At 62.5% G+C, this 15,381-nt stretch carries 17 protein-coding genes; 4 read left to right on the top strand and 13 right to left on the bottom strand.

What is annotated here, in order from left to right; all coding sequences use genetic code 11:
* Window positions 1–97 precede the first annotated feature (97 nt).
* The 4 genes from istB to tnpB (JEY66_RS16250) all read right to left on the bottom strand — a co-directional run bounded on the left by istB (window position 98) and on the right by tnpB (JEY66_RS16250) (window position 4,879).
* Window positions 98–874 (bottom strand): IS21-like element helper ATPase IstB, encoded by a 777-nt coding sequence (gene istB, locus JEY66_RS16265; RefSeq protein ID WP_026192580.1) that lies wholly within the window; start codon window positions 872–874, stop codon window positions 98–100.
* A 17-nt stretch (window positions 875–891) separates the two neighbouring features.
* Window positions 892–2,442 (bottom strand): IS21 family transposase, encoded by a 1,551-nt coding sequence (gene istA / locus JEY66_RS16260; protein WP_248887608.1) that lies wholly within the window; start codon window positions 2,440–2,442, stop codon window positions 892–894.
* Window positions 2,443–2,880: 438 nt separating this feature from the next.
* Window positions 2,881–4,533, bottom strand: a complete 1,653-nt coding sequence (tnpC, locus tag JEY66_RS16255; RefSeq protein ID WP_018272693.1) for an IS66 family transposase — start codon at window positions 4,531–4,533, stop codon at window positions 2,881–2,883.
* 46 nt (window positions 4,534–4,579) lie between these two features.
* On the bottom strand, window positions 4,580–4,879 hold the full coding sequence (tnpB, locus tag JEY66_RS16250; protein WP_080650395.1) for an IS66 family insertion sequence element accessory protein TnpB: 300 nt from the start codon (window positions 4,877–4,879) through the stop codon (window positions 4,580–4,582).
* Window positions 4,880–4,885: 6 nt separating this feature from the next.
* Here tnpB (JEY66_RS16250) and tnpA (JEY66_RS16245) point away from each other — a divergent pair, with 6 nt between their 5' ends.
* The 4 genes from tnpA (JEY66_RS16245) to JEY66_RS16230 all read left to right on the top strand — a co-directional run bounded on the left by tnpA (JEY66_RS16245) (window position 4,886) and on the right by JEY66_RS16230 (window position 7,609).
* The gene (gene tnpA, locus JEY66_RS16245) at window positions 4,886–5,308 is read left to right on the top strand and encodes an IS66-like element accessory protein TnpA (protein ID WP_080650387.1); all 423 of its coding nucleotides are present in this window, start codon (window positions 4,886–4,888) and stop codon (window positions 5,306–5,308) included.
* Window positions 5,305–5,652: an IS66 family insertion sequence element accessory protein TnpB gene (gene tnpB, locus JEY66_RS16240; protein WP_018272609.1), complete on the top strand. Its 348-nt coding sequence runs from the start codon at window positions 5,305–5,307 to the stop codon at window positions 5,650–5,652. Before tnpA (JEY66_RS16245) ends, tnpB (JEY66_RS16240) begins: the two co-directional genes overlap by 4 nt.
* A 68-nt stretch (window positions 5,653–5,720) precedes the next feature.
* Window positions 5,721–7,373, top strand: coding sequence for an IS66 family transposase (gene tnpC, locus JEY66_RS16235; protein WP_018272610.1), 1,653 nt, complete (start codon window positions 5,721–5,723; stop codon window positions 7,371–7,373).
* Entirely contained in the window at window positions 7,370–7,609 is a 240-nt protein-coding gene (locus JEY66_RS16230) for a hypothetical protein (RefSeq protein ID WP_018272611.1), read from the top strand. Before tnpC (JEY66_RS16235) ends, JEY66_RS16230 begins: the two co-directional genes overlap by 4 nt.
* Before the next feature lie 8 nt (window positions 7,610–7,617).
* On the opposite strand, the gene tnpB (JEY66_RS45310) is transcribed toward JEY66_RS16230, so the two are convergent.
* From tnpB (JEY66_RS45310) to JEY66_RS16190, 9 genes are all read right to left on the bottom strand, one after another.
* On the bottom strand, window positions 7,618–7,743 hold the full coding sequence (gene tnpB, locus JEY66_RS45310; protein WP_157183468.1) for an IS66 family insertion sequence element accessory protein TnpB: 126 nt from the start codon (window positions 7,741–7,743) through the stop codon (window positions 7,618–7,620).
* Window positions 7,740–8,141 (bottom strand): IS66-like element accessory protein TnpA, encoded by a 402-nt coding sequence (gene tnpA / locus JEY66_RS16225; protein WP_018272695.1) that lies wholly within the window; start codon window positions 8,139–8,141, stop codon window positions 7,740–7,742. Before tnpA (JEY66_RS16225) ends, tnpB (JEY66_RS45310) begins: the two co-directional genes overlap by 4 nt.
* Before the next feature lie 631 nt (window positions 8,142–8,772).
* On the bottom strand, window positions 8,773–9,015 hold the full coding sequence (locus tag JEY66_RS16220) for a hypothetical protein (protein WP_018272724.1): 243 nt from the start codon (window positions 9,013–9,015) through the stop codon (window positions 8,773–8,775).
* Between the two features lie 17 nt (window positions 9,016–9,032).
* Complete coding sequence (locus JEY66_RS16215; protein ID WP_129965159.1) at window positions 9,033–9,704, bottom strand: hypothetical protein; 672 nt, start codon at window positions 9,702–9,704, stop codon at window positions 9,033–9,035.
* Between the two features lie 226 nt (window positions 9,705–9,930).
* The gene (locus JEY66_RS16210; protein WP_026193052.1) at window positions 9,931–11,157 is read right to left on the bottom strand and encodes an ABC transporter substrate-binding protein; all 1,227 of its coding nucleotides are present in this window, start codon (window positions 11,155–11,157) and stop codon (window positions 9,931–9,933) included.
* 135 nt (window positions 11,158–11,292) lie between these two features.
* Entirely contained in the window at window positions 11,293–11,769 is a 477-nt protein-coding gene (locus JEY66_RS16205; RefSeq protein ID WP_198390639.1) for a flavin reductase family protein, read from the bottom strand.
* Window positions 11,770–11,794: 25 nt separating this feature from the next.
* Entirely contained in the window at window positions 11,795–12,568 is a 774-nt protein-coding gene (locus tag JEY66_RS16200; protein WP_041482682.1) for a creatininase family protein, read from the bottom strand.
* Between the two features lie 14 nt (window positions 12,569–12,582).
* Entirely contained in the window at window positions 12,583–14,484 is a 1,902-nt protein-coding gene (locus JEY66_RS16195; protein ID WP_129965161.1) for an AMP-dependent synthetase/ligase, read from the bottom strand.
* Between the two features lie 25 nt (window positions 14,485–14,509).
* A complete protein-coding gene (locus tag JEY66_RS16190) occupies window positions 14,510–15,358 on the bottom strand; it encodes an enoyl-CoA hydratase/isomerase family protein (protein WP_018272730.1) in 849 nt (282 codons plus the stop codon).
* Window positions 15,359–15,381 lie beyond the last annotated feature (23 nt).

Raw genomic sequence — 15,381 nt, 5'->3', positions numbered from 1 at the left:
AAAAACGGGACAGCGGTTTCGCTAACTGACGGACAGCAGTTTCGCTAAATCGCGGACAGCGTGGCGGCGCTGGCTTTTGGTTGCCTGGTTGTTGAAGTCAGTTGGTATTCGTTTCGCTGTTTTCGACGTCGGTCAAGGGGCGCGCAGCTTTTTTCCTTCGCATGCTGTCACCTTCGAGGGCGATACGGTGGGAGTTGTGGATGATCCGGTCCAGGATAGCATCTGCGATGGTTGGCTCGCCGATCATGTCGTGCCATTGGGCAACGGGCAGCTGAGCGGTAATCAAGGTCGATTTGCGCCTGTAGCGCTCTTCGAAGATTTCGAGGAGATCAAGGCGCTGCTGGTCATTGAGGGTGTGGGTGCCCCAATCGTCGAGGATGAGCAACTGGACACGTGCGAGCTTATCGATGAGGCGCGGGAAGCGACCATCGAGACGGGCCATGGCGAGGTCTTCGAACAGGCGCGGCATACGCAAATAGAGGACGGAATGATCGAGCCTGGCCGCCTGGCGTCCGAAGGCGCACGCCAGCCAGGTTTTGCCAGTCCCGGTCAGGCCGGTGATGATGAAGTTCTCATGGGCTTTCAGCCAGGCGCCTTGCGCCAGCTGCAGGGTGTTGCGCCGGTCAAGGCCGCGGCGGGACGCGAAGTCGACGTCTTCGATACAGGCGTCGACGAAGCGCAGCTTGGCTGCGGCCAGCCGATTGGTCAGGCGCCGGTCGGCGCGCATGGCGGCTTCGCGATCGAGCATCAGGCCGAGCCACTCGTCGCGGCTGAGATCGGCGGCATTGTCCTGTTCGGCCAATTGCCGGTAGGCGGCCGCCATTCCGGCAAGGCCGAGCGCCTGCATCTGGTCGAGGGTCGGGTGGGTCAGCATCGCGATGTTCCTTTCCTTCATTGATAATAGCCCCCACCACGGATGTTGGCGTGCGAGGGGGTGGCTTTGACGGGGGCGGCAGCAGGGCTCGCGCGGTCGAGCCCGGATTTGAGGATCGCGCTCACCGAGGAGTAGCTGATCGCGTTGATGACGAGTGCGCGCTCGCAGGCCGCTTCGAGCCGATCGCGCTCGTAGCGCCGCGCCAGGGCGATGATCCCCATGGCGGAGCGATAACCCTGCTCGGGATGCGGGCGCTCACGCATCATCCGCTCGACCAGAGTGGCGGCGTTGACGCCGATCCGCGCTGCCATCTTGATCAAGCTCGCCGGCGTCATATTGGCATAACGCTGATGGGCCTTGGGCATGTGCTCGTTCACGGTGACATGGCCGCTGCGCTGAGAGCGGCGCACATGGCTGGCAACACGCGTGTGATCCTGGAAGATCTCGACGGCTCGATAGGTGAGCCGGACGTCCACCCGACGGCCGATCAGCCGGTGCGGCACCGAGTAAAAGGTCTTGTCGACTTCGACGTGATAATCGGGGTGGACCTTCGCCGTTTTCCATTCGGCGTATTCGAACGGCTCGCCCGGCAGCGGCGTCAACGCAGCGCGCTCGATCTCCTCGAACAGCTGCCGGCGGGATTTGCCGATATGGCGCATCGGCCGATGGTTCAGCTCCTCCAGCAAACCGGCGATCGCAGTATTGAGATCAGTCAGGTTGAAGAACCGCCGATGGCGCAGCCGTGCCAGAATCCAGCGCTCAACAATCAACACCGCGCCTTCAACCTTGCCCTTGTCGCGCGGCTTGCGGCTGCGGGTCGGCAAAATCGTCGTGTCGTAGTGCTCGGCCATGGCGGCAAAGGTTTGGTTGAGCGTTGGCTCGAACCACAACGCCTTGACGACCCCGGCCTTCAGATTGTCGCAGACGATCGCCTTGGGAACTCCGCCGAAGTACGACAAGGCCCGGGTCTGGCCTTCGATCCAATCTGGTAGTCGCTGACCGAAGCTCCCCATAGCGAAGGTCAGCGACGAGGCCCCGAGCACCGCGACAAATATCTGCGCCTGACGGATCTCGCCGGTTTGCGGATCGATCACCTCCACCGTCGGACCGGCATAGTCGGTCTGCATCACTGCACCCGCCGCGTGGCGATGACGGAAGGTCGGGTTCGCCCGGCGCCGATAGGCGTCAAACTTCTCGCAGAACCACGTGTAACCATAGCCGTCGGGATGCGCCGTCCGGTATTCCTGCCACAGCAGCGTCAGCGTCACGCCCTTGCGCTTGAGCTCCTGCGCCACCCGTGGCCACTCAGGCTCGCTCAAGTCCTGCGGGGGCCGCCCGACCCGCCGGAACAAGGCTCGCTGCAAGGCCGCCTCGCTCTCGTAAATCGGCGGCAGCGGCCAGCTCAAACCCGCTTCACGCGCTCGCAGCAGGTAGGTGGCAACCGAACTCTTGCTGATCTGCAGCCGTTCCGAGATCTCCCGAACCGACAGGTCCTGCTCGTACGTCAGCCTCAGGATCGATCGTAGGTCCTTCACAGTGGTTCGTTTCGCTTGCTTCCGTCTCGGCATTGCCCCTCTCAAACTCAGCTTGAGAGAGAACATTGCCTGAACGGCGCTCCCGAAAACCAACCTCCCGCAACTGTCCGCGATTTAGCGGAATCCCTGTCCCGGAATTACTGAAATCGCTGTCCGCGAATTACCGAAATTGCTGTCCGGAAATTGCCGAAACATGCAGTCACGCCGCGCTATCGCTTGTCAGGACCTGATCGAGCGGACGAGCTCGCCGGCCGGCCCGAGGCCACTCGAGCCGCCAAAGATTCTTTGCCGGCCCAATGTCGCGTGATCGCCCGCCCCTGCGCTATGGCACCTCGTAGACGGCCGCGCAGACAAGCGAGTATCCATTTACAAACCATGACGCTCCCGATGCATCGTACGCATACGACGAGGACCGCCTGATTGATGCATGCGCGCGGGCACGGCGAGCTCTATGACGGTGTTGCGTGAAGATCAGGCGGCCTGCTGATCGGCAGGCTTGTCGCCTTGGCGCAGGAGCTTCCATTCCCAGGGTAGCAGTTCGTGCAGACGCGAAGCGGGAAGATCGGCGATACGGGCGAGGACGTCGGCGAGCCAGGCCTTGGGATCGACGTCGTTGAGACGACAGGTCGTGATCATCGTCAGCATGATGGCGGCACGGTCGGCACCACGCTGGCTGCCGGCGAAGGTCCAGTTGCGCCTTCCCAGGGCGATGCCTCTCAATGCGCGCTCAGCGCAATTGTTGGTCAAGCAGATCCTGCCATCGTCGAGGAAGCGGGCGAAGTTGTCCCAGCGCCTGAGCATGTAATTCATCGGCTTCAGGACCTCGGACGAGCGAGAGAGGGTTTCGCGCTCACGCAACAACCAGGCGTGCATGTCCCCGAGGAGCGGCTTGCTCTTTTCCTGGCGCACGGCGTGCCGCTCGTCGGCGCCGCAGCCGTTAATGGCGCGCTCGATCTCGAACAACACATCCAGGCGCCTGACCGCCTCCAGCGCGATCGGAGAGACCGGTTTACCTCTCTTGCCTTCCCGGGCATTCTTCTCGATGTCAGCCAGCTCGAAGAAGCCCCGCCGCGCATGGGCGAAGCAAAACGCCGGCGTAATCGGCAGCACCTTCTTTTGCGGGTCGAACAGCGGCTCGAAGCCGTTGTAGCAATCGGCTTGCAGGATACCGGCGAAGGCGGCCAGATGCTTCTGGGGATGCTCGCCTCGTCGGTCGCTCGAGGCGTAATAGACCGCCGCCGGCGGCGCAGGCCCGGCAAAGGGCCGGTCATCCCGCACATAAGTCCAGATCCGCCCGGTCGTGCACTTGCCCTTCGCCAGGATACGGATGGTGGTGTCATCGCCATGAAGGCGCTCGGCAGCGAGCACATGGCGTTCGATCAAGTGGAAGAGCGGCATGACGGCGAAGGTCCCGTGGCCGACCTGGTCGGCCAGCGTCGACAGCGGCAAATCAATCCTCTCGGCCTTGAAGCGCGCACTCTGGCGGTTGAGCGGGATATGCATGCCGAACTTGTCGAACAGGATCGTCGCCAGCAATTGTGGGCCGATGAAGCCGCGCGGCGTGGCATGGAACGGCGCAGGCGGCTGGCTGATCTTCTCGCAATCGCGGCAGGTGAACTTCTCGCGCACTGTCTCGATGACCTTGAAGCGACGCGGGATCTCCTCCAGCGTCTTGGTCACATCCTCGCCGATCTTCGCCAGCCGCGATCCGCCGCAGCAGGCGCAGCTCGTCGGAGCGTCAATGACGACGCGCTCGTGTTCGATGTCGTCCGGCCAGGGCTTGCGCACCGGCCGCCTGCGCGTGAAGGGGCGGACGTTCTGAGTCTTCGCCGCTGCGGCCTGCGCCGCAAGCTCATCCTCGCTCGCCGTGGTGACGAGGTCTTCGAGCTCCAGTTCCAACTGCTCGAGCAGCCGCGCCGTGCGCTCGGAGCGCTGCCCGTACAGTTCGCGTTTGAGCTTCTCGATCCGCAACTCGAGATGCGCGACCAGCGCCTCGTTGTCCGACAGCTCCGCCTGCGCGCTGGCAGCCACCGCCTCAGCTCGCAGCCGCGCCTCACGCTCGGCCTGCAGCGTCGCCAGGGCACTCGCAAGGTCCGATGGAAGATCGTCCGGCTTCGATGTCATGAAGCCATTGAATCAGATCAAGCAGAAGATTCAAACTGTAAAACGGCTATCCGACCCGCGTCGGACGCTGGGTTTCTTGAGGGTTGCGCCAATCGATCCCGGACAACAGATAGCTCAACTGCGCCGGAGAGATCGTTACCGATTCACCGGCAACCGATGGCCAGATGAACTTTCCTCTCTCGAGTCTTTTGGTAAACAGGCATGCTCCCTGGCCATCGTGCCAGATCACTTTCACAAGATCACTGCGCCGACCGCGGAAGACGAACAGATGACCGCTGAGCGGGTCTTTGCGCGTATCCCTCCGGGGGCGACCGCCTTGCCGAGTGAGGTGGCAACGTGAAGACATAGGCGCATGACTGACTATATGCCTATGCCGAAGGTTTCCCGACTTGAAGTCGTCTCGACGGGCGCACGGCGCCGCTGGACTTTGGAGGAGAAGCAGCGGATCGTTGCCGAGAGCTACAGCGGGCCACGATTGGTGTCGGTAACGGCACGTCGCAACGGATTGTCGACGAGCCAATTGTTCACGTGGCGCCGGCTGGCGCGCGACGGCCGGCTGGCGGAGGACGCGGTGCCTGCGCTTGTACCCGTGGAGATCACCTCTACGCCAGCTTCGGCATCGACGTGCGCGCCGCAGGTGCCGTCTTCACCGCCTGCGCAGCGCGCGAGGGTCGGAATCATCGAGATCGAGCTTGGTGGTTGCCGCGTGCGGGTAGATCGTGACGTGGACACTGAGGCGCTACAGCGGGTTCTCGAGCTCCTGCGACGCCGATGATCCCGATCCCGAGCGGCGTCAGGGTCTGGATCGCCACTGGCCACACCGATATGCGTCGCGGCATGCGAAGCTTGGCTCTCACAGTGCAGGAAAGCCTGAAGCGGGATCCTCATGCGGGCGATCTCTACATCTTCCGGGGGCGCAGCGGCGATCTGGTCAAGATCCTTTGGCATGATGGGTTGGGCATGTCGCTTTATGCCAAGCGTTTGGACCGCGGCAAGTTTATCTGGCCTTCGGCGTCGGACGGTGCGGTATCGATCTCGGCGGCCCAGATGGCCTACATGCTCGAAGGCATCGACTGGCGGAATCCGCAACTGAGCTGGCGGCCGCGGAGCGCGGGTTGAGCAAATATCTGCGGCCTTCAGCTTTTTAAGGAGTCCCATCGCGTCCAACTTGTGATTCACTGCGTCGCATGAATGCTGATCGCGACGCTGCTCCGGATGACGTTGCCGCCCTGAAAGAGGCGTTGGCGGCCGAGCGCGCGAAGGGGTTTGAGATCGCCGCCGAGCTCGCGGTCGCCCGCGCGAAAGCGTCGGAAGACGAGGCGCTGATTGCCCAGCAGAAGCTGCAGATCGCCAAGCTGAAGCATCAGATCTATGGGCAACGATCGGAGCGTTCGGCGCGGCTGATCGAACAGCTGGCGCTGACGTTCGAAGAGCTGGAAGCCGACGCCACCGAGGACGAGCTTGCGGCGGAACGGGCCGTGGCCAAGGCGACGGCGGTGCGCGGATTTACGCGCAAGCGCGCCGAGCGCCAGACGTTCCCCGAAAATCTTCCCCGGGAGCGGGTGGTGATCGATGGGCCAACGGCTTGCGATTGTTGTGGGGGCACTCGCCTGCGCAAGCTCGGCGAGGACGTAACTCGGACGCTGGAAGTGGTACCGCGCCAGTGGAAGGTGATCGAGACGGTCCGGGAGAAGTTCTCCTGCCGCGACTGCGAGAAGATCAGCCAGACGGCGGCGCCGTTCCATGCCGTCGCCCGCGGATGGGCCGGCCCGAGTCTGTTGGCCATGATCATGTTCGAGAAGTTCGGCCAACATCAGCCCTTAAACCGCCAGGCGGAGCGCTACGTCCTGGAAGGCGTGCCGATCGCGCTGTCGACCATGGCGGACGCCATGGGATCGGTCTGTGCGTCGCTGGATCCCCTCCTGCGCTTGGTCGAAGCCCATGTCATGGCGGCCGAGCGCCTGCATGCCGATGATACGACCGTGCCCGTACTGGCCAAAGGCAAGACCGATACGGCGCGATGCTGGATCTACGTCCGGGACGACCGGCCGTTTGGCGGCGCGGGGCCGCCGGCGGCGATGTTCTATTACTCCCGCGACCGCAAGGGCGAGCATCCCCGGGGGCATCTGGCCCGATATGCCGGCATCCTGCAGGCCGATGCCTATGATGGGTACAACCAGCTCTATCTAGCGGGACGCCAGCCAGGCCCAATCCGGGAGGCTGCCTGCTGGTCGCACGGACGGCGCCCGTTCTTTGCCATGGCCGACATCGAAGAGAATGCCCGGCGCAAGGCCGCCGGCAAGAAGGAGATCCCGCTCTCGCCGATCGCGATCGAGGTCGTGAGGCGGATCGACGCGCTGTTCGAGATCGAGCGCTCCATCAATGGCAGGAGTCCCGAGGATCGCCTTCAGGTACGGCAGACGCAGAGCCGGCCCCTGGTCGACGATCTTCAAGTCTACATGAGAGAACAGCTCGCCAAACTCTCCCGTGGGCACGACCTGACTAAGGCGTTCAACTATATCCTGAAGCGCTGGGCGAGCTTCACCCTGTTCCTCGATGATGGGCGGGTATGTCTGTCCAACAATGCCGCCGAACGAGGCCTAAGAGGTATCGCTCTGGGGCGAAAGTCCTGGTTGTTCTGCGGCTCTGATCGCGGCGGACGGCGTGCGGCGGCCATGTACAGCCTGATCATCACCGCCAAGATGAACGGCATCGACCCGCAAGCCTGGCTGGCGGATGTTCTCGCTCGCATTGCTGCCCACCCGGCTCACCGGCTGGACGAACTGCTGCCCTGGAATTGGACACCGGCATCAGCGCTCTCCGCTCGAGCAGCGGCATGACCACCCACGTCAACAAAGTCCATCACGTCACCACCATTGCCCAGGTCGCCAAGGACCTCGGCGAAGACGAAGATTGGCTGTGGGACATCGCCATCGAAATGGAGATCGAGCATGGCGTGATCTGGGTCTATGGCGTCGGAGAAGACGGCGTCCAGGCGTTCACCGACTTCGGAATCGAGAACCTGATCGAGCTTATCAAGTTCTACAAGGAAAACCCTGGACTGCTGAAGCGGTGACCTGCGGCCTACGCCGAATGGATACCTTTGCGCAGCACCTCCTGCACTTGAAGTGCCAACGACGGAAAGCCTCTGCGCATATCCGTGTAGCCTGTCGCGAGCCACACTCGCACGCCGCTCGGAACCGGGATCATCGGCGCACCAGGGCATCGAGAACTCGTCGCAGCGCGTCTCCATCAACGTCACCATCGACCCGGATGCGGTGTCCGCTACCGAGATCAATCTCGATGATGCCCTGGCTCCTCCGTCGACGCGCCGGCGCCGTCGTCAATGGCGCTTCGGCCACATCCCGCGGCGGCACAGACGGCCCAATCTCGACCGCCACTAACGGCGCTACACTCGTTTCACCGTGCTTGCAAAGCTCTTTGCGCCACCTGAACAGCTGGCTCACATGAAGGCCGGCCATGCGAGCCACCTCGGAAACGGTGGCTCCGGGCTCGAGCGATGCTGCAACTAGCCGTTCCTTCTCATCCTGCGACCACCGACGCCGCCGCTCGACCGATGTGATCACCTCTGCCCGCGAAATCGTCATAGCGCTTCTCCTAGGATTACCCCTAGGACCTGCAGCGCTCGCGTCCGTCAAACAAGGCGGCCCTCAACGGAGGGATACGATGCATCTCTTGTGGACAGGGTAGTGCCGCCAGGGGCAATGATACCCGCGCCGCCTTTCCCGACAGTGTATTCGCAGGCCGTCGCAGGGTACCGAAAGGCCGCCGCGGCAAAAGGAAGGCTCGCAAGCAATGAATTTGCCGCTGTCCCGACTTTGGTGAGAGTAATGTCCATCTCAACGAAAACAGTCTTACCTATTTGCAGATATCTGCCCGTCGCTAATACGGTCGTTGGCGCTCCAGTCTGCGCCGTGACGACTGGGGTGTAAGCCGTCCATGCGCCGCCGGCAAGGTCGGCAATAGCGGGTTGCGTGTAGGTGACGGCGCCGTTGCTCCCAATTCCGGTTGCGAATTTGTGCGCCGGGGCGACTGACGGAACAACCGTCGTTCCGATCACTCCAGAATAATCGATGTCATGGAAACGCGTGTCGGTGGCGTCATACCACGAGAAGATCCTACCGACCGCGGGGATGCCAGGCACGACGGTCGCCGCGCGCCAAACGTACAGCGGCGTATCGCATTTGGTGGCAATACCCGCATCAGATATGCCGCCGTTTACTTTGTAGCCCCAGTGTCTTGGTAGTAGTTATCACCGATGACGGTGCTGACCGCGTTGACTGTCACAGTGATGAAGGGGTAGACCCCCGCGATGTAGAACCAGTTCCCGGCAACGTTTGTGTTGGTGGCTGCATTGATGCGCAGCGGTGCAGCAATTGACCCGGCGATCAATTGTGAAAAGCGATTGCCGCTGACATTAACACTCGTCAACGGGTTGCCCGCACCATTCAGGTCAACCATCGCGCCGTAGGCGTTAGCTACCGCCGATTGCTCGAATACGTTGTTTGGATGATCGTGTCGGGACCACCGTCGATCACAACCATTCCGTTGAAGTTCAAGAAGTAGTTGTTGATGATGCGATCGGTTGTTGCTCCACTCACCGCCGGAATGCAGACGCCCTGATTGCGGCTGTCGTTGATTGCATTCTGCCCAAAGGTATTATTCTCGATGGTGATAGCATCGGCAGAGTTGACCTGCCTTACACTCATCAAGAAGCTACGACTTATTGTCGACACCAACAAGATGCCGTTTGTGCGGGTGGGGGCGGCACTCGCGTGGATGGAGTAGCCGGTCGCCATTTTGTCGATGAACAGATTGTCGATGATGACGTTCTCGACAAAGAAATGGTCCGAGAGACCCATCGAAGAATATCGCGTGACGCCCCACCGCGCCGGCATAGATACCGGAAGTAGTCGTAACGACGAAATCTCGGAACGCATCCCGATCGTTCCGAACGTCCGAGCCCCCGAAATCTGGATAAGGTCAGCGGTTCGCGGAATACTGCCGCCAAGCAGAAACACCGTGCTGCCCGAAGATGCCGACCACGTCCCAGTATATTGGACGTTCCAGCCGTCGCCGACGATGCTGATGCCCTTTCCCGCGTTCGACCCGGTGAAATCAACAACTGCACCGTTGCGAACCGAATTCATCAGATATTTATTCCCCGCTAGGCCAGCAAGAGTTCCGAATGCTTGCGGAGTTACTGAAGAAGGTTATCCGCCGGTGAGAGACAAGAGAGGCTTGACGGTACGATAAGCTGTCGTATGCACCCATCCACTTAAGAAAAAGGGCCCGGCGATAGTCCGCCGGGCCAGGGGAGGAGCGGAAGACAACGTCTGCGGCCGACAGGCCGTCGATTGGATCAGAGTTCAGCAACTAACCCGCCGGACCGGCATCCTCAAGGATCGGGCCGAACACATCCCAGCGCTCGCCGTTGAAGCGCATCATCTGCAACCGTTTATGGAGACGGTAGTCGGTTGGCGAGGTGTTGATCTTGATTCCGGGCAGCGCGAGGTCGCCTGTCACATCCTTGAGCGACGCCGCCTGCTTCATGACGTTCTCGCGCGTTAGATCGTCGCCGCACTGCTGCAGCACGTGGACAAGGAGCTGTGCCGCGCCATAGCCATAGGTATTGAAGTTCGAGCTCTTGTCTCCATCCGGATAATACTTCTCCATGAAAGCAAGGTAGCGCTTCACGCCCGGATCGTCTTTCCATTGCGGATCGAGCGGCTCCTTGCCATAGTTGGTACTGATGAGACCCTTGGCGTTTTCAGGCCCGGATGGTTTCAGGACGCTTCCGACGGAGGTCGCTTTCATGTCGACGATCCGCACCGGATGCCAGCCCATCTCGGCGGTCTTCTTGATCGCCTGCGCGGCCTGCTTCGGCGTGGCGGCGATGAAAAACAGGTCGGCGCCCGCATCCTTGATCCTGAGAACATGGGAATCGACGGTCGGATCGGACACTTCGTAGGACGTCTCCGCGACTATCATCGTGGCGGCCCGGTCGCCGAGCCCCACCTTGATGCCGTTCAGATAGTCCCTGCCAAAATCGTCATTCTGATAAAGCACGCCGATCTTGGCGTTCGGATGCTCCTTCAGAATGTATTGGCCGTAGATGCGCCCCTCGACGAAGTTGTTTGGATCATAGCCCATAGTCCATGGAAAGTTCTTCGGATCGGAGAACCTCAAGGCGCTGGCGGCTGCGAACAGCTGCGGCACTTTCCTGGAATTGAGATACTTCTGCACGGCTGCGTTCGAAGGTGTACCGACGATCTGGAAGGTCAGGAGCACCTCGTCGCTCTCGATGAGCTTGCGCACCTGCTCCACCGCCTTCGGCGGCGAATAGGCGTCGTCATACTGGATCAGGTTGATCTTGCGGCCGTTAATGCCGCCCTGGTCGTTGATCATCCTGAAGTAGGCGGCCTCGGTCTTTCCGATCGAGGCATAGGCCGACGCCGGTCCCGAGAATGGCACGGTCTGGCCGATCTTGATCTCGGTGTCGCTGGCGCCTGGGTCGTATTTCTTCTGAGCATTGGCCGCAGAGATCGACAGCGCGAGGGTTAACGCCATTGCCGCGGCCAGATGCAAGATTCGCTTCCTCATTCGTAATTTCCTTCGCAACTTGTTTGTTTGAACGGGGTGTCAAGCAGAGCTTCACATTGCGGCGGGCGCTTCCCTCAAGCTGCGCGACGGCGTCGCGGGCGAGCGCGAGACAAGGGCTCATCATATGTGCTCTCGCTATGCAAGCGAGGCGATCCTTCCGAACCCGCTGCGGTGAAAGATGAGAGGCTGCCTGCGGCTATGAACGACGACGGCATGGAGTTTCAGCAGCACTATGACGTGATCTCCCGCCTCCAACTCCTCGCGGACAGTGCAGTCATACTGGGCGATCCCCTCGGCAAGCATCACCGCACCGTTGTTGGTGATCTCGAAGGCGACGCCGGTGAACCGCTCCTGGGCCGGACCGGCGAGCTGGCGGCACAATGCGCCGTGGTCCTCAGCGAGCACGGTGACTCCGAGGTGCTCGGCTCGGCGTAGCTCGGGCCACGTGGTCGAACCTTTCGCGACGGAGAACGACACGAGTGGAGGTTCGAGAGAGACCGAGGTGAACGAAGAGGCCGCGAGACCGACCAGCCTCCCGTCGACCTGAGCCGCCACGGATACTACGCCCGTCGGGAACGCGCCGAAGGCCTCGCGCAGCGTCCTGCTGTCCATCTGTTCACTCATGGATGGCATACGATCACGCTCCGTGCATAGTGGCGTACGCGACGACGAGATCGGTGACGGCGTCCAATGCAGCGTGGCCGATTGCCTTCGAACTCCCGGCGGGGTCGCCGAGAACACCGTTAGGCGAGACTGCGTCGATACCGTCGACGAATGCTCTGTTCAGAAATTTCTCGTCGACCTTGCCCAGGTACCCCGCTGCCATCCGGTCGGCCCGAACCCTGTCAGGATGCAAAACGAGCATCACCGAGGTCTCCGCCACGTCTGCGTGACCACCGACGCGGCTTCCCAGACCAGCGACCGACTGCGCGGACTTCCGCCAAGCGTCGAGGATCGCGGCACTGTCTCTATAGATGATGACCTGAAGCGCCGGAGCGAGCGCTGCGGCCAGCCGCGGCTCGAAGTCGCGCATGATCGGGTAATTGCCGATGTGCCCGGAGAAGAGGACCACGCGGGCGAACCCGTGCGCAGCCAGGCTGCTGCAGTAGTCCAGGCAGATCGCTTCTAGCGTAGAGGGACGCACCGACAGCGAGCCGCAGAAGCCGAGGTGGTGGGGCGAGTACCCAACCCTGACCGTTGGCAGCACCAGTGCAGCACCAAGCTTGCGGGCGATGCGGAGCGCCAGCGCGTCGGCATGATCGCTGTCCATTGACAGCGGAAGGTGAGGTCCATGCTGCTCTATCGCGCCCAGCGGAAGGATCGCTGTGCGGGCGCCGGCCGCGATCGCCTCGGCGATCTCAGAGCTGGTCAGGTGTTCGATCCGCAGCTCACGCGGTTGCTCGGAACGCATCACTTCTCGCTCCTTCAACCTTGGAGCCGCGCTTGGTCAGCGAACTCGTTGTGCTCCGCTGAGTCGTACATCTCGTCCACGAGTGCGCTGAACGAGGTGAGCACCGCAGCCCGACGGATTGTGCCCTTGGCAGTAAGCTCTCCCGCTCCTGGCGAGAGCGCACGTGGCGCGATACGGAAGTCCTTGAGCTGAAGGGGACGCGCAAGCTCGGCGTTGAGATCCTCAATCTGCTTTCGCAAGCCCTCGTGCAGCCCGTCCCTGTCGAGCTTGCTGCCGTTCTCAGTCGGCCAGATGATGACGGTGAGGTATTTGCGGCCGTCGCCGACGACCACGGCCTCCTCGATGAGAGAACTGGCCTTGAGGCGCACTTCAGTAGGCTGCGGATTGATGGTCTTGCCGCCGCTGGTGACGATGATGTCCTTGGCTCGTCCGATGAGCTTGACCTCGCCGGATGCGTCGATTTCAACGAGGTCGCCGGTGCGGTACCACTCCCCCTCCATCACGTCCGCGGTCGCCTCCGCGTCGTTCCAGTAGCCGCGGAACAGCAGAGGCCCCTTCACCAGCAGTTCGCCCTCGCTACTGACCTTGATCCCAAATCGCGGGTCGGGCATGGCCTTGCCCACGGTCCCAGGGGACGGAAAGGCGCGATCCCACTGCGCGAGGACCCAGCCGCAGGTCTCGGTCGTGCCGTACATCTCGCGCAAGTCCACGCCCCACAGCTGCCACAAGGCATGCACCTCGGGGGTCATCGCTCCCGACGCGGTCCAAGCGATGTTGACCCGGTCCACGCCTAACTTTGCGCGTAGAGGCAGGAATACCTGTTCCTGGATTTGGTCGTAGCGCGTTTGCAACTTGGCAGGCACGCATTCGCCGCGTCGGCGCGCGGCGGCGACCTCGCGGGCCACCGCCATCGCGTCCTCGTAAGATTTCTGGAAAGATGCCGGCGCCCCCTTGATCCCGGCCAGCGCTACGCTGAGCAGCTTCTCATGCAGCCGCGGCGGCCAGACGATCCCAGTCGGACGTACTCCGCGGAGGGCCTCCGAAAGCTGGTCCAGGCGGCAGAAGGTCACCACCGCCCGGGTCATGATCGGCACGTAGACGCCGGACATGGCCGGAGAAACATGGGAGAGGCCCAGGAAGCTGAGCGAGTCTCGGCGGGTTGTGGTCACGTCCGGGTTGAGTACGGCGGATCCAAGGACAGAGTACTGCAAGGTGCGGTGGGTATGGATGACACCTTTGGGAGCTCCGGTGGATCCGGACGTGTAGAACAAAGCTGCTGGCTGGTCGATGTGCCCCCCGACGAGGCGCTCGTCGAAAAGCGCCGGGTTGGCCGCATCGTGGGCTCGACCGGTCTCGCGCAGTGCGGTCCATGTCTTGCCGACAACCGTTCCTGGAAGTCCTGATGGGGAGCCATCGAAGCTGATCACGGCTCGTAGTGCTGGAAGCCCCGTGGCAACTGAAGCGACCTTTGCCACGTCATTGTCGTCGCCAACAACCATGGCAACGGCTTCGCTGTGTCCGACCAGTTGCCTCACTTCAGCAGCGGAACTCATGGGGTAGACACCGACAGGAATCGCTCCGGCCGAGAGGATGCCAAGCGCCGCAATCACCCACTCGCCCCGGCCCGGCGCCATGATGGCGACTCTGTCGCCGGGCGCGACACCGACGGCTGCCAGCCCGAGCGCAACCTCGCGTACAGTCGATGCGTACTGCGCCCACGTGGTCGGAATCGCGCGCATGCCGTCCCACTGGCAAAACGCGACGTCATCGGGCTCAACCTCGGCTCGTTCGTGTACCATCTGGGCGAAGGTTCGCTCGACGGCTTGGAAGTTGGCGACGCCGATGTCGGTGACGCCGCTCAGTACCGGCACCTGCCGTGCACGGGCAGTGGCTGGGGGGACGGGATTTGTGGCCATGGTCATCGCTCCGATTTGTACAGACCTACCGGCCTGAGTGCGGGGTGGAGTTTGGGGCTCGTGCCCCCTCGTCTGAAGGCTGCGACGACGCCCGCGCCTGTCTCCAGCCTTCGCGGAGGCCTCGCGCCACAGGGTCGTTGAACCAGGAGGCAGCCTTGGCGAGCGTCAGTTCGGCCCGGCGTTGATCAACAGCGTCGTCGTAATCGTTCACGGCCTGCTTAAGCGCCGCATAGAGCACAGGAGCTCGACGGCCGGCCTCCCGGGCCCGGCCGAGCGCCTCCTCCACCAGTCGATCGGGCTCGATAATCGCGTCGACAAGGCCCCACCGTGCCGCCTGCTCGGCGCCGACGAGTTCACCGTTCAGCAGCAAGTCACGTGCGGGCCGTGTTCCGATCAGGCGGACGAGGCGCTGGATTCCCTTGTCCGCGGGCAGAAGGCCGTGTCTGATCTCGGGGAATCCGAACCGGGCGTGAGGCGCCGCGAGCACCACATCTGCGAATAGCGCGTACTCCACGCCGCCGCCGACGCAGTCGCCGTTGACAGCGGCGATGACCGGAGCCGGGTATCGTTCCATCGCGACAAGGAGGTTATGGAAACCCCGCATTCGGTCTTCGACCGGGTCAGCGGCGGCTCCGTCGGCTTCCTTGATGTCACCGCCGGCGCAGAAGAACCGCGCCCCGGCACCGGTGATCACTATCGGCGCCGGGTCGCCCTGGCCACGATCCCGGAACAGCGCCGTCATGGCGAGCAACAACGCACGGTTCAGAGCGTTGGCCGGAGGCCTGTCGAGCGTCGCGACCACGACGCCGTCGTAGCCGGCCGTCCACAGCCCGGCAGCCGCATCGCTTTCGTGCCGCGCGGATAAAGCCGTCATCGGATGTCTCTCGTGTCTGATTG

It is taken from the genome of Bradyrhizobium elkanii USDA 76, assembly GCF_023278185.1.
GTDB lineage: Bacteria > Pseudomonadota > Alphaproteobacteria > Rhizobiales > Xanthobacteraceae > Bradyrhizobium > Bradyrhizobium elkanii.
This window is presented reverse-complemented; position numbering and strand designations above follow the sequence as displayed.